The sequence below is a fragment of the Vibrio sp. QJM3NY_35 genome (genome assembly GCF_057785915.1).
Genome location: NZ_CM173507.1, coordinates 83575 through 107706 on the forward strand (window position 1 = coordinate 83575; position 24132 = coordinate 107706).

The window sequence follows — 24132 nt, forward strand, 5'->3', positions numbered from 1 at the left end:
TTGTGTAAAATAACCGTGCTCGGCATAAGGTCGCCTATTGTACCATGAGTGGCAACATAGAGTGGTACTGGAAGCTTGATAATTATAATGGAATGTCATGAAGAAATTAGCGCTAATTTTGAGTCTTTTAGCCAGCTGCTCAGTATGGGCTCAAGGTAGTATTGAAGCTGGTAAAGCCAAATCACAAACATGTGTTGCCTGCCACGGTGCTGACGGCAACAGTTTGATCACTCAGTACCCTAAGCTGGCCGGTCAACATGAGAAGTATCTAGAGAAGCAGTTAAAAGAGCTTAAGCTAGGTATGACAAGTGGTGGTAAGCAAGGTCGTTACGAACCTGTAATGGGTGCAATGGCGATGCCTTTATCTGAAGAAGATATGGCTGACCTAGCGGCATACTACGCCTCTCTACCTATCTCTAGTAACTCTACTCCTGAAAATGTAGTAGATGAAGGTAAGGTTCTTTACACTGCTGGTAACGCAGAACGCGGCGTAACGGCGTGTATTGCTTGTCATGGCCCACGTGGTAATGGTACCGAACTTTCTGGTTTCCCTAAGATTTCAGGTCAGCACGCAGATTACATCAAGGCTCAACTTGAAAAATTCCGCGATGGTGACCGTAATAACGACATGAATGCGATGATGCGTGATGTAGCTAAAAAGTTAACAGACGCTGATATTGATACCTTATCGAAGTACGTTGGTGGTTTACACTAATTTGTCGGTTTCTTGCTCTTAGCCAGAGTAAAGGAATGTACGTTCGAGCGAGATTGAAGAGACGCCCCGATCAGTCATGGTCGGGGCGTTTTCTTTTGTATTGGTTTTATTAATGCATTTTGTATTTATGTCTGATTTATCAATGTGTGATCGATTTGTGTACAAAAGTGTGAAGTCGCACTATTGTAGTCTTTTTGTAACACGGTAAAGTAATCGCCATCAGCTAGGAGCTGACTTAGGTATGGATGATCATCTAGTCTAACGGTATAGACAGAAACGGATCAGGCTAGGACAGCCCAGCAACAAGGTGTTAGAAAAGGATAGCCAAAACTCATCAGGACGATGAACAACAAACAAATTTGGCATGGAAAGCACCAATAACAAATGGAGATTTGTGTACCAAGTTGAGTATGCAAATTTTGGCCGATATAGGCAGATTTAGAGAGCGATAGGTTTTCCTATCGCTTTTTTTATTGATTTGATGAAAAAACACCCAATACCTCTCCACTATAAACTCAGTTTCTGGTATGTTTCGCATCCCTGTTTAAGGATGTGCTATGTATACTTGTCCCTTATGCCATCACCAAGGCGTGAATCACTATTTTGAAGACAAACGCAGAGCCTATCTGCAGTGTCAGCAATGTGAACTGGTATTTGTTAAACCTGAACAAAGGTTAGAAGCAAAAGAAGAAAAAGCACACTATGATCTCCATGAGAACGATCCTAGTGATGCAGGCTATCGCCGCTTTTTATCTCGCATCGCGGATCCACTAACAGACAAAATTTCATCTAACTCACAAGGGTTGGATTTTGGTTGTGGCCCAGGCCCTACGCTATCTATTATGTTAGAAGAAGCCGGACACACCATGGAGTTGTACGATATCTATTACCACCCAGAACCCTCTGTGTTGGAAAAAACGTATGACTTTATGACTGCCACGGAGGTGATAGAGCATCTTTATCACCCAGACAAAGTGTGGCTGCAATGGTTGAATTTAGTTAAACCCAAGGGCTGGATTGGTCTTATGACTAAACTAGTAATAGACGTAGACGCGTTTGCTGGTTGGCACTACAAGAATGACCCGACACATGTCGTCTTCTTTAGTCGTCAAACATTCCAGTTTTTGGCAGAGCGGGATAAGCTCGAACTAGAATTTTTTGGAAATGATGTAATTTTACTGAGGAAAGTGCAGTAATGGGTCGTAGTAAGAAATCAAGAAAGCCGGGAGCACTTGGCGCTCCGGAGCCTATGGTTACTCGTAACCGTAGTGAATCTGATGTTGAAGGTCGTGAACGTAAGCGTGTTAAAAAGCGTAAAGGCCTTAAGTCTGGCAGCCGTCACTCAGATGGTAGCGAAGCAAAACAGCGTAAAGCTGCACAAGCTCGTGACCCTCGTTTAGGCAGCAAGAAAAAAATTCCGCTGATCGTTGAACCAGCGAAGAAGCCGACGAAACAAGAGCGCAAGCTATCTAACGAACAAGAGTTAGAGATGCTTGAGAATGATGCTCAACTGAATACACTATTAGATCGTATCGAAAATGGTGAAAACCTAGGTGCAGGTCTACAGAAGTTCGTTGATGAGAAACTTGATCGTATCGAACACCTAATGGGCCGCTTGGGTCTGCTAGAGCCAGAAGACGATGAAGAAGAGATTTTCGAAGAAGCACCTGTTGTTTCTAAGAAGAAAGCAAGCTCTGATGAAGACTTGTTATCTCAATTCGAAGACTTCGATTTAGACAGCTTTAAAGGTTAAGAGCCAATGAATGTAACCTTATTAGCAATTGCTGGCGGAATAATCATTCTCGGCTTGGGCTCTTATGCAGGTTACCTTCTACTTCAAGTGAAGAAGCAGACGGAGTTGCAAAAGCAGCATCAAGCACTTGCCATTGAAAAACGTAACGCAAAGATTTACGAGAACGTGAATACTTTGTGTCTAGCGGGTATTCAAGGGCAGTGTGATTTACCTGAGATCAGTATCCGAGTGTGTATCATTATGGATAATGTTCAGGGTGATGAGCGTGTCGATTTTGATTCTGAATATCCTGCTCTTTCTGAGCTGTACCATATCGTAAAAGACATGGCTCGCGGAGAGGCAAGACAGGCACTGACCAAGAAAGAGCGCATGCAGCAGAATCTCACACGCCACAAGGCAGAGACTCGCTTGAATGATGCCGTCATCGAAGATTTGAAAAGGTTGCAAGAGAAGGTTAAACCTCTCAACAACCAAATCAACATTCAGATGATCTAGTCGCTAAGACTTTTAAACTAGAGGCTTGTTTAATACAGGGTGTTCTTGAGACACCTTATCTTTAGAGATAGTGTTAAATGAGCCTTCTTACCTTTTGCGTCTCGTTAATCCCGACGCTTTGTTAGTGATCAAGCTAGCAGTTCTGAGTTTTTGTCTAAAAAATTGATTTTGTCTTGAAACGACCTTATAGGTCGTGTGGCAAAATAACCCGTCTATATTTTAATGTATGTAAAATGATTTGAGAGACCTTAGGTTCTCGCGGATCTAAATTGGAATTACCGCTATGTCGAGCAAGCCAGTAACAACGAATCAGCAAATCGTTTGGGATCAAGAAATCTTAAACAAGTACAACTATTCGGGACCTCGTTACACTTCATACCCAACTGCGTTGGAGTTTCATGAAGCGTTTACCGTCGCTGATTACGACATGGCGTGTACGCAATACCCTGAGCGTCCACTCTCTCTTTACGTGCATATTCCGTTCTGTCACAAGCTTTGTTACTACTGCGGCTGTAACAAGGTCATTACCCGTCATTCGCACAAAGCGGATGAGTACCTAGATGTGATTGAACACGAAATTCGTCAACGCGCTTCTTTGCTGAATGGTCGCGAAGTGACGCAATTGCACTTCGGTGGCGGTACCCCGACATTCCTAACAAAAGTACAAATCACTCGTTTGATGATGATTCTGCGTGATGAGTTTAACTTCACGGCTGATGCTGAGATTAGTATCGAGGTTGACCCGCGTGAGATTGAGTTAGACGTACTCGACCACCTACGTAGCGAAGGCTTTAACCGCCTGAGTATTGGTGTTCAAGACTTCAATAAAGAAGTACAGAAGCTGGTTAACCGTGAGCAAGATGAAGAGTTCATCATTGCGATGGTTCAGCGTGCGAAAGAGCTAGGCTTCCGTTCAACCAACCTTGATTTGATCTACGGCCTACCAAAGCAGACTCAAGCTTTGTTCGCTGAAACATTGAAGCAAGTGCTAGAGATGAAACCAGGTCGTTTATCGGTATTTAACTACGCACACATGCCTCAGCTGTTTGCGGCGCAGCGTAAGATTAAAGACGAAGATCTACCTGAAGCGAAAGAGAAAATGGCTATCTTGCAAGATACCATCGAGACGCTAACGGGAGCGGGTTACCAGTTCATCGGAATGGATCACTTTGCACTACCTGAAGACGAGCTAGCGGTTGCACAGCGTGAAGGCATTCTGCATCGTAACTTCCAAGGCTACACGACCCAAGGTGAAGCTGACTTAATTGGTTTCGGTGTCTCTGCTATCTCTATGGTCGGTGATGCTTACGCTCAAAACCAAAAAGAGCTGAAGAAGTATTACGCTCAGGTGAATGACCTGCGTCATGCACTTTGGAAAGGTGTGGTATTAGACAGTGATGACCTAGTGCGTCGTGAGGTCATTAAACAGCTTATCTGTAACTTTAAGCTTGATAAAACCATGATCGAGTCTGAGTTTTCTGTAGACTTTAATGGTTACTTCAAAGAAGACTTAGGGCTACTGCAAACCTTCATCAATGATGAGTTGGTTGAAGTGGATGACAAAGAAATCCGCGTGACTTTGCGTGGCCGTTTGCTGATCCGTAACATCTGCATGTGTTTTGATAAATACCTACGTGCAAAGGCTCGCCAGCAGCAATTCTCTCGTGTGATTTAATTACACGTTCGAGAAACAAACATAAAAAATGCCAGCATCATGCTGGCATTTTTTTGTCTGTCTGTAAGTCAATTCTCTATCTACTTTACATCATGCTTTCTTTACTGCTTTGTCTTACGTTGCAGAGGTCGGTTGGCCATTGCTCAAAAGGAACCGGGCGACTGTATAAGAACCCCTGCGCCTGCGGGCATTTCAGCTGTTTGAGTAGATCCGCTTGTTGCTGAGTTTCTACACCTTCTGCGACTATGCTTACCTTGAAGCCCTTGGTGATATTAACGATTGCTGCAACGATAGAGCTGTCTAGGCTCTCCTTATCCAACTTGCTAACAAAGCTGCGATCGATTTTAAGGCAGTCAAATGGCAGCTTATGTAAGTACGCTAACGATGAATATCCTGTGCCAAAATCATCAATCGCAATGGAAACACCCAGTGCTTTTAAAGTCAGCATGTTGTCGATGATCATGGGGTCATTATCTACGATGCGCGATTCGGTGATCTCTAACGTAAGATTGTTAGCCGATAGCTTTGTCTCACTCAGTATGGATTGGACTCGATCAACAAAGCTACTTTCACTCAACTGGTCGACGGAGAGGTTAACGTGAATTGTAAAGTCTTTACCCCATTTTCCTGACGCGATCGCGATGGCGGTATCCCGACAAGATTTGTGCAGGATTTGCTGGCCGATGTCGTAAATAAGCCCAGTCTCTTCTGCAAGTGGGATGAAATCTAATGGTGAGGCGACGATACCATCGTCTGTTATCCAGCGTGCTAAGGCCTCCGCACCAATTGTTGAGCCAGATTCAAGGTCAATAATTGGCTGATAAAAAGGCTCGAACTGTTGCAGTTCGATGGCTTTGTTCATACGAGCGAGCATTTTAGTTCGGTGCCTAGAAGCTTTGCCCATCTCGGGGCTGTATACGCTGACACGAGTCTTATCTTGCTTTGCGTTGCTGAGTGCAATGCTGCTATTGCGTAGCCACAGCGTAATATCTTGCTCGTTAGAGACTCCTACGACTCCAATTGAAACATTAATGACAACATTTTCTGACTCCATAGCAAATGGAGACGCAAAGGTTTGAAGTAAGCGGTTGGTCAGTAATTGAATATCGTCATCTTGGGTGACATTAGGGGCATAGATTGCAAATTCGTCGCCACCAGTGCGGGCTAATAGGTATTCACTAGGCAGTGTGCCTCTTAGGCGTGCTGCCGCGATGATAAGCAGTTGGTCACCATTGTAATGACCTAAGCTGTCATTAATGTCGCGAAAGCGATCAATACCCACTAAATACAGAGTGCCTTTTTCGATATCGCCATTTGTCTTAGCGGCCTCAATAAAGCCTTCACGGCTGTATAGTTTGGTTAGCGAGTCATAGGTAAGCTGAGCTTGTAATTGCTGGAATGAAGCTTTTAAATTGTTGGCCATCTCATTAAAGGCTTCTACCAACAGGCTGGTTTCGTAGATGTTATTGCCAGATTTTGGCATGCCGCTGTCCCAGTCGCCGTTCGCGAGACGTTTGGCGGCATCTGCTGTGGAGGTGATGGGTTGGGTAACTCGATTAAAGGCGATCAATCCTGCGATAATACCGATACAGCTGAGAAGCAGTCCAAGTAGCCAGCTATTTCTTTGGTTTTTAGGTAAATCACCAAGCAGGTTGGTTTCAGGGATCGACATACCAATAAACCAATTGATGCCGTGATCATCTTGATAAGGCGTGATCTGATTGAAGTATTGTTCACCATCAAGAGTAAATTTGAAACGTTGCACGCCCATATTTTCAATCAAATGAAATTGGTCAACGTAACTGGCGCTCTCTTTTATGATGGAGTTAGCACTTTCTGTTGCTAATAAGCGCTGACCTTTATGAGTTTTACCGGTTCCCCAAGAGACAACGCTGCCCCCACCAGAGTGCGCCACCAAGCGCTGCTGTTGGTCAATAATATAGACAGAGGCATCGGTTTCGGCTTTTAGGTTTCTTAAGAAGGCGTTGAAAGTGTTGATCTTGATGTCACTGACAATCACGGCTTTAAATTCGTTGTCGTCATAGATAGGTGCTAGGGCTGAAAGCGTGATCTCTTGGCGTTCATCAGCGTTGGCGTAAATGGGCGACCAAGAAGCTGTTTTTTGATTAACAACAGGCGTGTACCAAGGACGAATTCTCGGATCGTATCCCGAAATGACGGAGCGAATGTCTTCACTAATCGTGCTGCCGCGATAAATGACAAGTTGATCTTGGGTTCGGTCATCTTGCACCATCAAGGTATAACCATTGTTGGCTTCTTGACGAAAGCCAACGTAGTTACCGTCTTCAGAGCCAAAGCCGATCACATCCAGTTGAGGAACGGCCTGAAAATGCGTAGAGAACTTATAAAGAATATAGTCTTGAACTCTGCTGAGGTTCCCCGATTGATAAAGGTGGTGGTAACCGATGTTGTGGCTCAGCGAGAGGTTGGCGTGAAACGGTTTTTCTAAAAACTCAGAAAGACTTTTATGAACGTTGTCTGTGAGTGATGTTAGTTGTCGCGCACTAAGATCACTCACCATTTCTTTGTAGCTTTGCTTTTGAGTAAAAACCATTACGCTCATAGTGAATAGAAAAATCATCACGAATGGCAGAACCACAGCGGTTCTTAATGTAATTTTTGTTTTCAAAGACATCGTCGCTACAACTTTAGTGAATGGCATACCTTAATTGTACCGACACTACTCAAACCAAGCGACTCTTTTTTGGGTTAAAAAGTCGCTGCATCGAAAGTCATATCAGGTCAGTACAGTTCTTTGAGTTTACGGGTTAGGGTGTTTCTGCCCCAACCTAAAACCTTAGCTGCATCTTGTTTATGACCATTGGTATGGTTGAGTGCAGCCTCGAGCAGTATACGTTCAAACTCTGGTAGAGCGTAAGTGAGCAGCTCTTTTTCTCCTGAATCAAGCGCACATTTCGCCCAATTCGCGAGCAGTTGCTGCCAGTTATCCCCTGAACCTGAAGTGGTCACGACTTTTTCTTCCAACAATTCCGGTGGTAGATCGGAAGGCAGTATCTCGCTGCCGCTAGCCATCACCGTTAACCAACGACAAATATTCTCAAGCTGACGTACGTTACCAGGCCAATTCAGTTGGTTGAGCTTTAGAATCGTTTCTGGATGCAGTGTCTTCACTTCAACGCCTAACTCTTCTGCAGCTGAGGCTAAAAAGTGGTGAGTCAGCTTTTCAATGTCCTGTTTACGTTCGCGTAGTGCTGGAATATGAATTCGAATGACGTTAAGTCGATGGAAAAGGTCTTCACGGAAGTCGCCTTCATGCACTAAGCGCTCAAGATCTTGGTGGGTTGCGGCAACGATACGAACGTCAACCTTAACCGCAGAGTGTCCACCCACACGATAAAATTGGCCATCAGAAAGTACACGTAGCAAGCGAGTCTGAATATCGAGTGGCATGTCGCCGATTTCATCAAGAAAAAGCGTGCCGCCGTTGGCTTGCTCAAAGCGTCCTTGGCGAACGCTGTTAGCACCGGTAAAGGCACCTTTTTCGTGGCCAAACAGTTCAGACTCGATCAGATCTTTGGGGATTGCTGCCATGTTCAAGGCAATGAAGGGCTTCTTAGCTCTTGGGCTGTGACGATGCAGAGCGTGAGCGACCAATTCTTTACCGGTACCCGATTCACCATTGATCAGCACGGATATGGATGAGCGAGACAAACGGCCAATCGCTCGGAAAACCTCCTGCATTGCCGGTGCTTCACCGATGATTTCTGGTGCGTTGGCGTCTTCAGCAACTTCACTGGCTTGCTCGCGCTTCTGTTCTTGGCTGTGTGCGATTGCTCGTTCGACTAGAGTCAGTGTCTCATCAATATCGAACGGCTTTGGTAGATATTCAAAGGCGCCTTTTTGATAAGCATTCACCGCCGCATCAAGGTCTGAGTGCGCGGTCATAATGATCACGGGCAGGTCGGGAGAGCGCTGGTGAACTTGGTGTAACAGCTCAATCCCATCAATGCCGGGCATGCGAATATCAGACACCAAAACGTCTGGCGTTTCTCGTTCAAGCGCAAGTAACACGCTCTCAGCATCAGCAAATGTTTCGCACTTTATATCCGCAGATGAAAGTGTTTTCTCTACTACCCAGCGGATAGAGCTGTCGTCATCGACGACCCAAACGTATCCCTTACTCATAATTCAATTCCTTTGCAGCCAAATCTATTGTGATAATCATTGTTGTTTTTATGATGTCTTAATCTTTGTGTTACCGAGCTAAGCCTTTCATCTCGCTGTCCAATAGTGAGGTTCTTGTGACCTAAATCGGTAGATAAATCGTGAATGTGGTGTTGCCTGGCCAGCTTTCAACATCAATTTTCCCATTGTGTTGATCGATCAGGTTTTGAGAAATCGATAGCCCCAGCCCTGTTCCACCTTCTCGTCCGCTGACCATTGGGTAAAACAAGGTGTCTTTTAAATCATCGGGGATGCCCGGACCGTTATCGCTAATCTCAATACGAGCCGCGAGTTTGTGTCGCTGCCCGTGAATATTTGCTTGATGCACCGTTCTGGTGCGAATGGTGATTTTTCCAGAATCCTGAGTCTTTAGAATCTGCGCTGCGTTGCTCACGATATTGAGCATCGCTTGTTCAACCTGTGCCGAATCCATCAAGATGTCCGGCAGGCTAGGGTCGTAATCCCTTTCGATGGCGAGCGTTGAGCCCGATTCAAGTTCTACGAGCTGCCTGACTTTCTCAAGTATCTGGTGAAGGTTCTCTTCTGATTTAGTCCCCGGCTTTTGTGGGCCAAGTAGGCGGTCGACCAGAGCACGCAAGCGGTCGGCTTGCTCAATAATGATCTGGGTGTATTCATTCAGCGACTGATCGGGAAGCATCTTTCCAAGTAATTGCGCTGCCCCTCTTAAGCCACCTAAAGGGTTCTTTATTTCATGAGCTAAACCGCGCACTAACAGCTTCGCCGCTTGTTGTTGCGCATGTTGGTTTAACTCTTGGCTAAGGCGCCTTTGCTGGTCTATCTTGCGCATCTCTACGAGCAACAGGGTTTCACGCTGCCAGGTAATTGGACTAACCGTCACCTCAAGCATCAGCGGGCGGTTGTCGACGACAAAGGTAACGTCACTGTCGGTAATGCTCTGGCCACTTTGTAGCGGTTGAGTCAGAAGTGCCAAATCAAGTGAAGCGTGTTGGATAAGTTGGCTCAGTGGATGATCAACGATGCGTCGTGCGCTCTGTGAAAAGAGCTGCTCAGCCGCCGGATTGGCGTATCGGACATACAGTTGCTCATCGAGCATCAATGTCGAAGTCACCATATTGTCGAGAATGGCGCTGGAAAGATGATGTGTATCTATGCTGTCGCTTTTGGCTGATCGATTCACTATTTCGTCCTTGAACTGGTGTTTTTCTCACTGCACCAAATTGGTGCGTAGCTAAGTTCAAGTATGGCGCATATCAACCAGAAGCTAAAGATAATTCATTAGAGTTGCTGAAAGCTGCTTCGATTAGGTGAAAAGTAGAGTTTATTTGGTCTCTTTTAACACATTGGCCTACTTGAGCGTCGCTCGATGTAAATACACGGTGACTGGACTAGTAGATGCAATAAGCTTGCCGCTTCTATGTGCTTGAATTGCAATGGTGTGAGTACCTCGATCGATACCTTTTAATTCCCAAATAGGTTGGGTCTGTGGGGCGCCATATCGACGGCCATCGAGCATCAATTGTAATTGCTCCCCGATACCAAGTTTTCGGTTGAGCTCTATCTGAATCGGGATTAAGCCGCGATTACTACGAATGGTTTGATCATGAACTGGAGTCAACATGGTGAGGGCTAATTGAGTGGGAACCTCGCGCTCTGTGGTTTCGGTTTCTGCCTGGGTTTTAGCTGGCGTTTTAGTTGTAGAGGAAGTAGCGGCGTCAACCGGAGTCGAGGCCTCAAATTTAGGGGCGGGTGCTGAAGCTTGCACATCTGGCAGGCGAAGAGCCTCGGCATCTTGAGCGTTAGGGTTATCACTAAAGTGGAGCACGCCATCTTCATCTACCCAGGTATACACCGTTTGAGCAGAGCACGAGAGCGTGACTGTTAACCCGATCAGGAACAGTATGTTTTTCATATCTTTAGCCTCTTTTCACCGCTAGGTGATTTCACGTTTGGCGTTGGTTTTGTTATCGGTTTTTTTGAATTTAGCGCGACAGCCTCTGAGGGCTTTTGTCTAAGGTATGTTACGAGGAGGGGAGCGTCGGGAGAATATAAAAAAGGCCCGCCTGCGAGGCGAGCCTAATATTTAGTCAGCGATTCTTACAAGGTTGCAGTAAGAAATAGCTTATCTCTACAGGAGATTAAACTGAGTAGTACAGTTCAAACTCAAGTGGGTGTGTAGCCATGTTCACGCGTTGTACGTCGTCAGATTTCAGAGTGATGTAAGAATCGATGAAATCGTCAGAGAATACGCCGCCAGCTGTTAGGAACTCACGGTCTTCGCTAAGCGCTGCTAGAGCTTCTTGTAGAGATTCTGCAACTGTTGGGATTTCAGCTGCTTCTTCTGCAGGAAGGTCGTATAGATCTTTATCCATAGCTTCGCCTGGGTGAATCTTGTTCTTGATACCGTCAAGGCCAGCCATAAGCATTGCTGAGTAGCATAGGTATGGGTTAGCTGCTGGGTCACCAAAACGTAGCTCGATACGACGTGCTTTAGGGCTTGGTACTACTGGGATACGGATAGAAGCAGAACGGTTACGTGCTGAGTAAGCAAGCATTACAGGTGCTTCGAAACCAGGTACAAGACGCTTGTACGAGTTAGTTGATGGGTTAGCAAACGCGTTGATTGCACGAGCGTGCTTGATTACACCACCGATGTAGTAAAGAGCCATTTCAGATAGGCCGCCGTACTTATCACCAGCAAACAGGTTAACGCCGTCTTTTGCTAGAGATTGGTGAACGTGCATACCAGAACCGTTATCACCAACTAGTGGCTTAGGCATGAATGTCGCTGTTTTACCAAATGCGTGAGCAACGTTGTGTACAACGTACTTGTAGATTTGAGTTTCATCAGCTTTCGCTGTTAGCGTGTTGAAGCGAGTTGCGATTTCGTTTTGACCCGCAGTTGCTACTTCGTGGTGGTGAGCTTCAACAACTAGGCCCATCTCTTCCATTACTAGACACATTGCTGAACGGATGTCTTGAGATGAATCTACTGGAGCTACTGGGAAGTAACCGCCTTTAACGCCAGGACGGTGACCTTTGTTACCGCCTTCGATGTCAGAACCTGTGTTCCAAGCTGCTTCTACGTCATCAATCTTGAAGAAAGAACCGGACATGTCGTTTGAGAACTTAACGTCATCAAATAGGAAGAATTCTGGCTCTGGACCAACTAGAACTGTGTCTGCGATACCTGTAGAACGTAGGTACTCTTCAGAACGTTTAGCGATAGAACGTGGGTCACGGTCGTAGCCTTGCATTGTTGCAGGCTCAAGGATGTCACAACGGATGTTTAGCGTTGCGTCTTCTGTGAATGGGTCCAGTACAGCAGATGCTGCGTCTGGCATCATTACCATGTCAGATTCGTTAATGCCTTTCCAACCAGCTACTGAAGAGCCGTCAAACATTTTGCCTTCTTCGAAGAAGTCTGCATCAACTTGGTGAGAAGGAATAGAGATATGCTGCTCTTTACCTTTTGTATCAGTAAAACGTAAGTCGATAAATTTAACTTCGTTCTCTTGGATCAGGGATAGTACATTTTCTACTGACATCTTGGATAACCTCCAGTGTTATTAATTCGGTATTAGCTCGATTCGGTTGAAACTAGCATTGATTAATGTCTATAAGTGCATTAATCGATGCTGATTTATCTATAGCCAAAAACGTGCCAAAAAAATTATTCCATTAATTTCAATGATTTACTTGTTTTTCGATTTTACTTAATCTGGTTTCTGCACCAAAATGATCTCTAGATGCACCTTGTTGGTGCAACCGTTTGTCTGTGCACCAATGTGAGACATAAGCGAGCACCATTCAGCAATGAATTGCCTAAGTTGTCAATCCACTTTTGTTATTTTGCGGGAGATTTGGCTCGCCACTCGCAGGTGATACTTTTTTAGAGTCCTACGAATTTGGCTGCTCAACACTGTACTGAATCAAAGTTAAGCGGATATGAATCGCTAATAAAGAAAAAAGCCTTGGTTCAGATCACATATTTCTGGGTTTTTGTCTAGAATCTGGTATATTATTGACCGTTTTTTAAATCAAGCTAGCGGTTATTATCCAAACTTTTGAGATAAGTGACGGCTACTTTTATGAGTGAATCGAGAATCCATGTCTACTCCACAGATTGATAAGTTAAGAAATATCGCGATCATCGCGCACGTTGACCACGGTAAAACGACTTTGGTTGATAAACTGCTACAACAGTCAGGCACTCTTGAGTCTCGTGGTGAAGCTGAAGAGCGTGTCATGGATTCGAATGACATCGAAAAAGAGCGTGGCATTACAATCCTTGCTAAGAACACAGCAATCAACTGGAATGATTACCGTATCAACATCGTAGATACTCCGGGACACGCGGACTTCGGTGGTGAAGTTGAGCGTATCATGTCTATGGTTGACTCTGTTCTGCTTATCGTTGACGCAGTTGACGGCCCAATGCCTCAAACTCGTTTCGTAACGCAAAAAGCATTCGCACACGGTCTTAAGCCAATCGTTGTAATCAACAAGATTGACCGCCCAGGCGCTCGTCCTGATTGGGTTATGGATCAAGTATTCGACCTTTTCGACAACCTAGGTGCTACTGATGAGCAACTAGACTTCACAGTTGTTTACGCTTCAGCTCTAAACGGTTGGGCAACAATGACTGAAGGCGAAACTGGCGAGAACATGGAACCATTGTTCCAAGCTGTTGTTGATACAGTAGACGCGCCTGCAGTTGACCTTGACGGTCCACTACAAATGCAAATTTCGCAACTTGATTACAGCTCTTACGTGGGTGTTATCGGTGTTGCTCGTGTTACTCGTGGTTCTGTTAAACCAAACCAACAAGTAACTATCGTAAATGCAGAAGGCAAAAAACGTAACGGTAAAGTAGGTACAGTTCTTGGTTACCTAGGTCTTGACCGTCACGAAGTTGAGCAAGCTAACGCTGGCGACATCATTGCAATCACTGGTCTTGGTGAGCTGAAAATTTCAGACACTATCTGTGACGTAAACAATGTTGAAGCAATGACTCCGCTTTCTGTTGATGAACCAACAGTAACAATGACGTTCCAAGTAAACACTTCTCCGTTCGCGGGTAAAGAAGGTAAGTTCGTTACTTCTCGTAACATCCTTGAGCGTCTAGAGAAAGAACTAGTACACAACGTTGCACTACGTGTTGAAGAAACTGATAACCCAGATCGTTTCCGTGTTTCAGGTCGTGGTGAGCTTCACCTATCTATCCTGATCGAAAACATGCGTCGTGAAGGCTTCGAGCTAGCTGTATCTCGTCCAGAAGTTATCATCAAGAAAGACGAAGATGGCAACCTAACTGAACCGTTTGAAACTGTGACTATCGACGTGCTTGAAGAGCACCAAGGTGGCATCATGGAAAACATCGGTCTACGTAAAGGTGAGCTAACTGATATGTCTCCAGATGGCAAAGGCCGTGTTCGCATGGACTTCATGATGCCTTCTCGTGGTCTTATCGGTTTCCAAACTGAGTTCCTAACTCTAACGTCTGGTTCTGGTCTTCTTTACCACTCATTTGATCACTACGGTCCTCACAAAGGCGGCGTAATCGGTCAACGTAACAACGGTGTTCTAATCTCGAACGCAACTGGTAAAGCTCTGACTTACGCACTATTCAACCTACAAGAACGTGGTCGTCTATTTGCTGAGCACGCAGACGAAGTATACGAAGGTCAAATCATCGGTATTCATAACCGTTCAAACGACCTAACAGTAAACTGTCTGAAAGGTAAGCAGCTAACGAACGTTCGTGCATCTGGTACTGATGAAGCACAGGTTCTTTCGCCACCTATCCGTCACACTCTAGAGCAAGCTCTTGAGTTCATCGACGAAGACGAACTAGTAGAAGTAACGCCTGTAAGCATTCGTATCCGTAAGAAGCTTCTTACTGAAAACGAACGCAAGCGTGCAGCACGTCCAGCTAAGGCTTAATTGCCAGCTGACTAGCTTCTAGCTAACAAGCAATACGTTTTAGAATAAGTAAGAAAGCCCCGAGTAGCCTAGCTGCTCGGGGCTTTTGTTTTTTAGTTTGTTTAGATTCGAGATACGAAGAGCGTGTTCCATATCTACTCATCGAATCGTCATTCCAGAATCGAGGGGCGAGATATCTGGAATCTAGTTTTTGATTCCTAGGTGACTTTCAACGAACTGCACTCGTTCAGCGACCGACATAAACGGCACTTCAACAACCTCATAACCAAGTTCTTGATAGACCGTTACTAACGCGTGGTGAATCTCTAGCGCCTCCTCAAACGGATAAGGTCTCACATCATCTTGTACATAAATTGAAGCTTCAGGGCGACAGAACAAGGCTTGTGAGTGATAACCTTGGCTTGCTTCTAGATAGGTCGCATCTATCTCTAGATTAGCCTGAGTTAAGTAACCACAGATATCTGGAATGGCGCGATCGAGAAAGGCGACTGGATGCTGACTGGCTTGGTCTTTTTGTTCGCTCATGACGGTTAAACATAGGCGAGCAAACCCCGGAAGGTCTAACCAAGGTAATATACCGTTCTCAAGTTGGCTCTGCTGTTCGATTAACTGGCGAGAGGACTCAGCGAAGGTAGGATAACCCGCATCGCCCAAGGCATTGATCAATTTGGTTTTTCCGGCGCCAGGGCCGCCAGTAATAATGATTGGGTTCATACGAGCTTATCTTTATTTGTGCCTACGGGCGTTATTTCTGGTTTAGTTGAGCAAGGAATTTATCCGATTCTGCGATCGCAGCATTCATCTGTTGGATCGCGTAGGCGATGTCTTTTTCTAAGCTCATAAACTCGCCCTGCAGTGAACCGACAGCGCTCGCATTGAGGTTATGTTTTAAGTAAAGCGTGTTGTCGCGAAGGGTATTGAGCACGGGGTCCATTTTCTTCTCGGCGCGCTTCATTGCTGACAGCATCGTTTGGTAAGACGATTTAGTTTCACGAAGCTTTTGCTCGCTCGAGCGGCGCAGTGAATCACTGCTGTAGAGGTCTAACTCACCCTGCCACTCTTCAAATAGCGCATCCGACACATCTTCAATCGCAGCAATGCGGTCACTGACATTTTGCGCAGCTTTCTCGCTGTCTTGGTATTTATCGTTGATTTGGTTGTACATGTCTTCAAGGTCGCCGCCACTGAAGTTAGTCAGGCTGCTGAGTGCTTCAAGTGCGCTGGTAAACTCTTCCTGAGCATCCTGCTGTGACTCTTTAGCGTCTTCCACTCTATCGACCATAATGTCACGCTTGTGGTAACCCACTTGCTCCATTGCGGAGTAATAAGCTGACTGGCATCCAGTAAGAGTAAAAATAGAGAGGACTATAACTATTAAATAAGGCATCCTAGTTTCCTATAGTTAAATAAAGGAATATTAATTAGGACTATGAACGAGTTACAAGGGAGTTACAAGTTGAAGATAAAAAAGGTCGCCACACTCAGTATTCAGTTTTATCGCTATCTTTTGGCGCGAATGACGCACGATAGAGTCAATGTGAATGCGGGTTACTTGGCGTACATTACTTTGCTCTCGATCGTACCGATGCTGACGGTTCTGCTCTCTATCTTGTCGTCATTCTCCATCTTTGCTGATGTTGGTATCGTGATTCAAAACTTCGTTATTACCAACTTTGTTCCCGCGTCTGGGGATGCCGTACACGGTGCGTTGTTAGAGTTCGTTGCCAATACCGGAAAAATGACGGCGGTCGGTAGTGTGTTCTTATTCATTGCAGCGCTGATGCTGATCTCGAATATTGATAAGAACTTAAACTACATCTGGCGTGTCGATGAGAAGCGACGTGCGGTGCTGTCTTTTTCTATGTACTGGATGGTGCTTACGCTAGGACCTATCTTAGTCGGGGCGAGTATTGCTGCTACTTCTTATGTGACATCATTGAGCTTGCTGCAAAACGAGGTGGTGTCTGGCGCCTTTAATACCGTGATTCGCAAACTTCCTTTGATTCTCTCTTTCTTTGCGTTTTTCGGTCTGTATCTGTTGGTTCCCAACAAAAAGATACACTTTTCTCATGCGGCTGCAGGTTCTCTAGTGGCGGCTCTGTTGTTCGAACTCAGTAAGAAAGGTTTCGCGGCTTACATAACTCAATTCCCTTCTTACCAGTTGATTTATGGCGCATTAGCGGCAATACCAATTCTTTTTGTATGGGTTTATTTGTGCTGGTTGATTGTGTTGGTGGGTGCTGAGGTGACCGCTGCATTGGGTGAGCAGGAACAGTGGAGTGACTCGAAAGAAATGGTACACTCGTCGGATAAAGACAAAATCACAGAGCAAGGAAACAACAGTGATAGCACTGATCCAGAGAGTAAGTGAAGCTGCCGTCCGTGTTGATGGCGAAGTAGTTGGTGAGATTGAGCAAGGCTTATTGGTTCTGTTAGGCGTAGAAAAAGGTGATGACGAAGCCAAAGCCAAACGTTTGATGGAACGAGTGACCACTTATCGTGTCTTTGGAGATGAAGACGATAAAATGAACCTCAACGTGAAGCAGGTAGAAGGTAAGGTATTAGTGGTGTCTCAATTCACTCTGCCGGCCGATACCAAGAAAGGGACTCGAGCAGGGTTCTCTCGTGGTGCTCACCCAGAAGATGCTGAGCGTCTTTACAACTATTTCTCTGACCAGTGTGAATCAGTGTTGCCAACGGAACGTGGCCGATTCGCTGCCGACATGAAAGTGTCTTTGGTTAATGATGGCCCAGTGACATTCTGGCTGCAGGTTTAGGCTTAAAGGAATAAGCATGTTTAAACTCATAACACCGACCACCGAAAATCAGCTAAACAAGTATTACCATTTTCGTTGGCAGATGCTCCGTGAACCTTGGCGAATGCCGGTAGGTTCTGAGCGCGATGAATATGACCCAATGAGTCACCATCGCATGATTGTTGATGGTCGTGGTCGCCCGATGGCGATTGGTCGTCTGTATATCACCCCAGATCTGGAAGGTCAGATCCGCTACATGGCGGTGAAGAAATCTCGCCAAAGTAAAGGCATGGGTTCGTTGATTCTAGTCGCACTTGAGTCATTGGCTCGCCAAGAGGGTGCTAAGCGCTTGGTGTGTAATGCACGTGAAGATGCGATCTCATTCTATGAGAAGAATGAATTTGAACGTCGCGGTGAGATTAACGATCAACGTGGCCCTGTGCGTCACCAACAGATGGTTAAGCATCTTGACCCAATGGCAGACGTTCTACGCAAGCCTGAGTGGTGTAATGAGCTTCAGCAGCGCTGGGAACATCAGATCCCGATCAGTGACAAGATGGGCATCAAGATCAACCAATACACGGGTTACCAATTTGAGTGTAGTGCTCAGCTGAATCCCAACTTGAACCCGCATAACACCATGTTTGCGGGCTCCGCTTTTACCTTAGCGACTTTAACCGGTTGGGGTATGACTTGGTTATTGATGAAAGAGCGCGGGCTGACCGGTGATATCGTGCTGGCAGACAGTAATATTCGTTATCGTCACCCGGTTGAGCAAAACCCTGTTGCCTCTACTTCATTGGATGGGATCAGTGGCGACTTGGATCGCCTTGCGTCAGGAAGAAAGGCACGTATCATCATTCACGTGACCATTCATAGCGGCGATGTGGAAGCGGTAGAGTTTACGGGAACCTATATGCTGATCCCTGACTACAAAAAGGTACTCTCGACAGATACCAATGTGAGCGAATAGCCCACACCTAGCACTCTGTTGATTTGCTAAGATATTGATTAAAAGCGCTACTCCTGAGGAGTGGCGTTTTTTTGTTGGCAGTCGTTAATCTCCGAATACTCAGCTTGGGTGAGCTTTCCTGAGATTTGATGGCATGGATCGGAAAGGGTAATCGAGAGGGTGTGTTGCTCGGCTTTAAGCAAGTCGAGTTCTCCAGAAGCCTCGCCATTGAGCGTTTGAACCCTTTGTTCGCCTTGCTCTGCTGCTGATGCACCAATAATGTGCATCGGTTCGAGAGTGAAGCGCCCACGGTCAAAATGCGCATTAAGCTCTGGAATTTCAAACACGTTATCAGTCGATGTTTCAGAAAGCTTGTCATTAAAGGTCATCACACCTTGGCGAACGCTGCCAGTGAGTTGCCCTGTGGTTGAGTAACCGAGCATCAGAGAGTCGCCATATAAACCTGCGGCTTGAAGTTCAAACTCGCCATACCCGGTTGCATCGAGCGGTAATTCAAGTTGCTGCAGCATCGGCGCAATGGGTAACCCATCGGCAGAAATGTCTAAGCTCCATGGCTTGCTGATTTGGTTAAAATCGAGCGTTGCATTGGCTTCAATGTAGCCATTCCTGAGTGGTGCAAACAGACGTGTCAGCGTCCATTTTCCTTGTTCGCTATTCATCTCAACCACAGGCTGTGCGCTGAGAATATTTTGGTAGCTGGCATCATTGGCGCTCGCCATCAGCTTCCCTTGCCACAAGCCCAGTTTTCTATCTTGCAGCAGTTGAACTTGATGCCCCTCGACATGTAATCCAGAGACCTGCCAGTAAGGTTGTTGTGCGAGTTGGATGAGTTGACTGCGTTCTATATTAAGTCGGCTAATCTCGACGTTCTGGAGTTGTGTAAGCCAAGGTATTAGTCGAGCTACGACTAGAGGGCTATCTTGGTTTTCGGTAATCCACTTGATGCCTTGCAGGTCGAGTTGCGCTAATTGAATGCTGCTAGGGGTGACTTCGCCATTGAGCTGAACAGTGCCTTGCAGGAGTTGAGTATAGAAATCTTCAATCAGAATCTGGTTTGTTTCTAGGTTGAGCTTGAGGCTTGGCTCGATGAACATGTCATCATCAATGGTCACTCCTTCTGCTTGCAGAGAGAAAATGGCTTTCTGCTGCTTCCAGATTTCAAAAGGTAGTTGGATATTTTCTAGTGAGGCATCAAAGGCTGCGAGGTGGCCATCTTGCCACTCTACGTCGCTACGTAGAATATCTAAGCTATTAATGTGATTGATCTGAATATCTGCAACATCCCATTCTTTGCTTAGTAGGCTTTGGGTCTGTTTCTGATTGAGTCGTAAGCCATCGACGGTCACGTTCACCAACGACCAATCTTGTTGATACTGCTCTGCTTGACCGGCAATCTTGGCGCCACGCCAGTCAAATGAAGCACCATAAAGCGTGCTATTGCTAGGTTTTAAGTCTAGGTCAATCAACAGATTATCGAATGCTTCACCTTGCCAATACAGTTGTGAGGCAGAGAGTTGGGTTTTTCCATAAGGGAGAAGTGAGTTGTCGTTGTTCCATTTTGGGGCGGAGATCTGCAGGTCGATGCCTCGCGCATTAAACTCTGGCGTCGAAAAGTCGAGATTGTTGATGGCCAGCTGGTGGAGCTTGATGTTTGGCTGGGTAAATAAAGATGTCAGTGTTCTTAGATCGTCTGCTTCTAATTGCAGGCCACTGATCAAAACAGATTCCAAGACCAGTTTGGCCTCTGTCATCGAGCTGGGGCTGAACCAAAGATCGATCTTGTCGATATACAGAGATGTCTGCTTTTCTGGTTGGCTTTGGGTAATGCCCATTAAGGTGATGTGATAAGGCGCCTGATACTCAACATCTTCAATGAGTACAGGTTGTTCAATCGTATGTTTGATAAAAAAGTTAGCAACATCCGCACGGTATTGGGTCTGCAGGCTTAATAGCAGCGCTGCGATAGTTGCAACGGCGATAGCCAACACAATGCCGAACACCATGAATACCTTTTTCATTCCCTGAAAGCCTTAAATTTCAATAGTCTCAAAACAGAGTGGAACAAAAAGGGTCAAGCATCAACAAAAAAGCCCCTCAAAAGAGGGGCTTGCTACAAAAATATCGTTTTAAATTGGGCGTTCGCTTTTGGCTAAGCCCGAGCAGATGATTGGGTTAGTCCAGTTGAGGGCCAGCCGCAACCAGTGATTTACCTTCAGCATTGTCAGTGTACTTATCAAAGTTGTTGATGAAGCGCTCTGCTAGATCTTTCGCTTTGCTTTCCCATTGTAGAGGGTCAGTGTACGTATCGCGTGGGTCAAGGATCGCTGGGTCAACATCGTGTAGCGCTAGAGGTACTTCTAGGTTAAACATAGGGATAACCTTAGTTTCAGCGTTGTCGATTGAGCCATCTAGGATAGCGTCGATGATGCCGCGAGTATCTTGGATAGAGATACGTTTACCAGTACCGTTCCAACCTGTGTTCACTAGGTAAGCTTCAGCGCCAGCTGCTTCCATACGCTTCACAAGTACTTCAGCGTACTGAGTTGGGTGAAGAGTAAGGAACGCCGCACCAAATGCCGCAGAGAACGTTGGTGTTGGTTCAGTAATACCACGCTCAGTGCCCGCTAGTTTCGCAGTGAAGCCAGATAGGAAGTGGTACTTCGTTTGCTCTGGAGTCAGTTTAGAAACGGGTGGTAGTACACCGAATGCATCAGCAGTCAGGAAGATAACCTTTTGAGCGTGACCGGCTTTTGATACTGGTTTAACGATGTTATCGATGTGGTGAATCGGGTAAGAAACACGAGTGTTCTCAGTTTTTGAACCGTCATCAAAATCGATAGAACCATCACCACGAACCGTTACGTTTTCTAGTAGTGCATCACGACGGATTGCATTGTAGATTTCAGGTTCTGCTTCTTTAGATAGACGAATCGTCTTCGCGTAACAACCACCTTCGAAGTTGAAGATACCATCGTCATCCCAACCGTGCTCATCATCACCGATTAGCTCACGCTTAGGATCGGTTGAAAGCGTAGTTTTACCTGTGCCCGATAGACCGAAGAAGATGGCTACATCGCCTTTCTCGCCGACGTTTGCACTACAGTGCATTGAAGCAATGCCTTGTAGAGGAAGCAGGTAGTTCATCATTGCGAACATGCCTTTCTTCATCTCACCGCCGTACCAAGTACCACCGATGATTTGAACGCGCTCTGTTAGGTTGAAAGCAACGAAGTTTTCAGAGTTTAGACCCTGCTTTTCCCAGTTAGGGTTAGTTGTTTTAGCACCGTTCATTACCACGAAATCAGGTTCGAACGTTGCTAGCTCTTCGTCAGTTGGACGAATGAACATGTTCTTAACGAAGTGCGCTTGCCACGCTACTTCAGTGATAATACGTACACTTAAGCGCGTATCAGGGTTAGCACCACAGTAACCGTCAATGACAAACAGGCGCTTGCCAGATAGCTGAGTTGTCACAAGCTCTTTAAGCTCATCCCATACTTCAGTTGTAATCGGTTTGTTGTCATTTTTGCCTTGATCTGACCACCACATGGTATCGCGCGTGGTGTCATCTTTAACAATGTACTTATCTTTTGGTGAGCGGCCAGTAAAGATACCAGTGTCAACCGCAACAGAGCCTAGTTCCGTTACTACGCCTTTTTCGTAGCCTTCCAAACCTGGCAGTGTTTCTTCAACGAATAACTGCTCGTAGCTAGGATTACGAAGAACTTCAGTAACGCCAGTCAGTCCGTGCTTAGTTAGATCAATTTGTGCAGCCTTTGTATGTTCCATAACGGTCATAGGTGCTCCTTATAGGATATTTTGTAGGGATTTTGTATTAATTTTTTATTGTTATCTGCTCACCATGCTAGCAACGAGACTCGGGGGAAACAGGGATATAGCTCAAAAAATATCCATATTAACCATGGGGTTTTAAGCGTCTCGTCACATATTGGCCCAACTAGTCTATCCTGTACGCAAACCTTTGCGCTAGGGGCGGGAAGGTTATTAATTGATTAAAATTAAGCGGTGATTTTATTACGAGATGTTACGGAGTTTGCGCCATTTTGATCACAAAAAAGGCCAGCTGAGTGCTGACCTTTTTGGGGTAAATTACGTGTTTTTGGTACACCGTAAATTAATGAACCGTATTGCTGCCTTTATCTGCTGCTTCTGCGTACAGTGCATCAACATCATTCTTGTCGAACGAGTAGTTTGTGCCACAGTAATCGCAGTGTAGACCAACGCTTCCTTCGGTGCTTAGGATGTCGTAGATCTCTTCTTGAGCAACGGTAATGATTGCTGCTGCACTTCGATCACGTGAACAGCCGCAGAAGAATTCAACCGGTTGTGGTGTGAATAGCTGTACTTTCTCTTGGTTGTACAAACGGTAAAGCAGTTCGTTCGCTTCTAGAGAGAACAACTCTTCATTTTTTACGGTGTCAGTTAACTGTTCTAGGTGTTCGAAGTCATCTGGCGTACCAGTACCGTCAGGCATTACTTGTAGCAACATACCTGCAGCGTGTGCTTTGCCTTCATGCTCGCCAGTGCGCAGCCATAGACGAGTCTTAAGCTGTTCAGAGTTAGCGAAGTAGCCTTCAAGCACTTGTGCCAGCGTGTCACCTTCAAGACCAACGATACCTTGGTAACGCTCACCTTTCTTAGGATCGATGGTGATCACTAGGTGACCTTTACCCATTAGGTCGTGTAGACCAGCGTCGTCTGCGATATCGCCTTCAAAGCGAGCAACACCACGGATCTTCTGATCGTGATCGCCATTGATAACTGCTAGAGATACTGGGCCGTCACCTTGCAGCTGCATCGTGATAGAACCTTCAAACTTTAGGGTCGCCGTTAGTAGCGTCGTTGAAACCAGTAGCTCACCCAACAGCTTTTGTACTGGAGCTGGGTATTCCTTGCTAGAAATAATCTGTTGGTACGCTTCGTCCATCTGTACCAATTCACCACGTACTGATAGGTCTTCAAATAGGTAGCGATTTAAAACATTACTTGTAGACATTGGGTCTGCCATTTGGCTATTCCTTCTAGCTTATTGAGTCTTGAACTTGATGATGTCACGACGTTGCTTTTTATCTGGGCGACGTTCTGGGGCTGGGCTATGAGCATTTAGCTTGCGCTGTTGTGCAAACTCTTCTCTTTTTGCCAAGCTTTCGGTGGTTTCTTCATAGAGGGTTTGAGCGATCGGAGCTCCACCACGATGGGCTGAGATTTTCTCGATCGTTACCGTCTTTTCTTCATTACCTTGGCGCAGTGTAATCACAGCCCCAAGTTCGACAATTTTACTTGGCTTGCTGCGCTGACCATTATAGTGGACTTTGCCACCATCGACCATGTTGCGAGCAATTGAACGAGTCTTATAAAAGCGTGCTGCCCACAACCATTTATCGAGTCTGACAGCTTCATTAGTCGTTTTCATATAGGACAGTGCCTTTTCAGTTAGAAATGAATGCGGTTTAACTGTAATGAACAGTGCGCAACATGTTTTTGATGATGCTTATCACATTAAGTAGAAGCTTAAAGTGGAGGCGGTTAGCATTTTTTTCAAGTCATAATACAAAATAGCCATGTTATGCCGATTTATCGATTTGCTATGATATAGTTCAGGATCTTATTGCT

20 protein-coding genes are annotated in these 24132 nt (G+C 45.6%); 9 read left to right on the plus strand and 11 right to left on the minus strand.

The annotated features are described in order from the left end of the window. Positions 1 to 97 precede the first annotated feature (97 nt). The 5 genes from AC3CH3_RS00385 to hemN all read left to right on the plus strand — a co-directional run bounded on the left by AC3CH3_RS00385 (position 98) and on the right by hemN (position 4638). Positions 98 to 715 carry a c-type cytochrome gene (locus tag AC3CH3_RS00385; protein WP_012602993.1) on the plus strand — a complete coding sequence of 206 codons (618 nt, stop codon included), beginning with the start codon at positions 98 to 100 and terminating at the stop codon, positions 713 to 715. Between the two features lie 557 nt (positions 716 to 1272). Further along, entirely contained in the window at positions 1273 to 1911 is a 639-nt protein-coding gene (locus AC3CH3_RS00390; protein ID WP_488537472.1) for a class I SAM-dependent methyltransferase, read from the plus strand. Further along, positions 1911 to 2468, plus strand: coding sequence for a Der GTPase-activating protein YihI (yihI, locus tag AC3CH3_RS00395; protein WP_488537473.1), 558 nt, complete (start codon positions 1911 to 1913; stop codon positions 2466 to 2468). Before AC3CH3_RS00390 ends, yihI begins: the two co-directional genes overlap by 1 nt. Before the next feature lie 6 nt (positions 2469 to 2474). Continuing rightward, positions 2475 to 2963, plus strand: a complete 489-nt coding sequence (locus AC3CH3_RS00400) for a DUF2489 domain-containing protein (RefSeq protein ID WP_488537474.1) — start codon at positions 2475 to 2477, stop codon at positions 2961 to 2963. Positions 2964 to 3246: 283 nt separating this feature from the next. After that, positions 3247 to 4638 carry an oxygen-independent coproporphyrinogen III oxidase gene (gene hemN / locus AC3CH3_RS00405; RefSeq protein WP_488537475.1) on the plus strand — a complete coding sequence of 464 codons (1392 nt, stop codon included), beginning with the start codon at positions 3247 to 3249 and terminating at the stop codon, positions 4636 to 4638. Positions 4639 to 4723: 85 nt separating this feature from the next. Here hemN and gepA read toward each other — a convergent pair whose 3' ends face one another. The 5 genes from gepA to glnA all read right to left on the minus strand — a co-directional run bounded on the left by gepA (position 4724) and on the right by glnA (position 12371). Further along, complete coding sequence (gepA, locus tag AC3CH3_RS00410) at positions 4724 to 7294, minus strand: phosphodiesterase GepA (protein ID WP_488538144.1); 2571 nt, start codon at positions 7292 to 7294, stop codon at positions 4724 to 4726. Positions 7295 to 7401: 107 nt separating this feature from the next. Further along, a complete protein-coding gene (glnG, locus tag AC3CH3_RS00415; protein ID WP_488537476.1) occupies positions 7402 to 8805 on the minus strand; it encodes a nitrogen regulation protein NR(I) in 1404 nt (467 codons plus the stop codon). A 121-nt stretch (positions 8806 to 8926) separates the two neighbouring features. Further along, positions 8927 to 10003, minus strand: coding sequence for a nitrogen regulation protein NR(II) (gene glnL, locus AC3CH3_RS00420; protein WP_488537477.1), 1077 nt, complete (start codon positions 10001 to 10003; stop codon positions 8927 to 8929). A gap of 168 nt (positions 10004 to 10171) precedes the next feature. Next, the gene (locus AC3CH3_RS00425; RefSeq protein ID WP_488537478.1) at positions 10172 to 10735 is read right to left on the minus strand and encodes a DUF4124 domain-containing protein; all 564 of its coding nucleotides are present in this window, start codon (positions 10733 to 10735) and stop codon (positions 10172 to 10174) included. A 226-nt stretch (positions 10736 to 10961) separates the two neighbouring features. Then, complete coding sequence (gene glnA, locus AC3CH3_RS00430; RefSeq protein ID WP_019826498.1) at positions 10962 to 12371, minus strand: glutamate--ammonia ligase; 1410 nt, start codon at positions 12369 to 12371, stop codon at positions 10962 to 10964. Positions 12372 to 12933: 562 nt separating this feature from the next. On the opposite strand from glnA, the gene typA reads away from it, so the two are divergent. After that, positions 12934 to 14769 carry a translational GTPase TypA gene (gene typA, locus AC3CH3_RS00435; protein WP_017059220.1) on the plus strand — a complete coding sequence of 612 codons (1836 nt, stop codon included), beginning with the start codon at positions 12934 to 12936 and terminating at the stop codon, positions 14767 to 14769. A 183-nt stretch (positions 14770 to 14952) separates the two neighbouring features. On the opposite strand, the gene AC3CH3_RS00440 is transcribed toward typA, so the two are convergent. Both AC3CH3_RS00440 and AC3CH3_RS00445 read right to left on the minus strand, forming a co-directional pair. Continuing rightward, complete coding sequence (locus tag AC3CH3_RS00440; protein ID WP_019826495.1) at positions 14953 to 15483, minus strand: AAA family ATPase; 531 nt, start codon at positions 15481 to 15483, stop codon at positions 14953 to 14955. 31 nt (positions 15484 to 15514) lie between these two features. Continuing rightward, positions 15515 to 16156 carry a DUF2959 domain-containing protein gene (locus tag AC3CH3_RS00445; RefSeq protein WP_488537479.1) on the minus strand — a complete coding sequence of 214 codons (642 nt, stop codon included), beginning with the start codon at positions 16154 to 16156 and terminating at the stop codon, positions 15515 to 15517. A gap of 42 nt (positions 16157 to 16198) precedes the next feature. Between AC3CH3_RS00445 and AC3CH3_RS00450 the strand changes: the two genes are divergently transcribed. From AC3CH3_RS00450 to AC3CH3_RS00460, 3 genes are read left to right on the plus strand one after another with little or no spacing between them, the layout of a single operon-like run. Then, positions 16199 to 17140, plus strand: a complete 942-nt coding sequence (locus AC3CH3_RS00450) for a virulence factor BrkB family protein (protein ID WP_488537480.1) — start codon at positions 16199 to 16201, stop codon at positions 17138 to 17140. Further along, positions 17112 to 17546 carry a D-aminoacyl-tRNA deacylase gene (gene dtd, locus AC3CH3_RS00455; RefSeq protein ID WP_004735590.1) on the plus strand — a complete coding sequence of 145 codons (435 nt, stop codon included), beginning with the start codon at positions 17112 to 17114 and terminating at the stop codon, positions 17544 to 17546. Before AC3CH3_RS00450 ends, dtd begins: the two co-directional genes overlap by 29 nt. Positions 17547 to 17562: 16 nt before the next feature. Next, the gene (locus AC3CH3_RS00460) at positions 17563 to 18498 is read left to right on the plus strand and encodes a bifunctional GNAT family N-acetyltransferase/hotdog fold thioesterase (protein ID WP_048612442.1); all 936 of its coding nucleotides are present in this window, start codon (positions 17563 to 17565) and stop codon (positions 18496 to 18498) included. Positions 18499 to 18545: 47 nt separating this feature from the next. Here the strand turns inward: AC3CH3_RS00460 and AC3CH3_RS00465 are convergent, their stop codons facing one another. The 4 genes from AC3CH3_RS00465 to hslR all read right to left on the minus strand — a co-directional run bounded on the left by AC3CH3_RS00465 (position 18546) and on the right by hslR (position 23932). Next, the gene (locus AC3CH3_RS00465) at positions 18546 to 20516 is read right to left on the minus strand and encodes an AsmA family protein (RefSeq protein ID WP_488537481.1); all 1971 of its coding nucleotides are present in this window, start codon (positions 20514 to 20516) and stop codon (positions 18546 to 18548) included. 154 nt (positions 20517 to 20670) lie between these two features. Then, positions 20671 to 22296, minus strand: coding sequence for a phosphoenolpyruvate carboxykinase (ATP) (pckA, locus tag AC3CH3_RS00470; RefSeq protein ID WP_136977385.1), 1626 nt, complete (start codon positions 22294 to 22296; stop codon positions 20671 to 20673). Between the two features lie 337 nt (positions 22297 to 22633). Further along, on the minus strand, positions 22634 to 23527 hold the full coding sequence (gene hslO, locus AC3CH3_RS00475) for an Hsp33 family molecular chaperone HslO (protein ID WP_488537482.1): 894 nt from the start codon (positions 23525 to 23527) through the stop codon (positions 22634 to 22636). Between the two features lie 18 nt (positions 23528 to 23545). Continuing rightward, on the minus strand, positions 23546 to 23932 hold the full coding sequence (gene hslR, locus AC3CH3_RS00480; RefSeq protein WP_017067336.1) for a ribosome-associated heat shock protein Hsp15: 387 nt from the start codon (positions 23930 to 23932) through the stop codon (positions 23546 to 23548). Positions 23933 to 24132 lie beyond the last annotated feature (200 nt).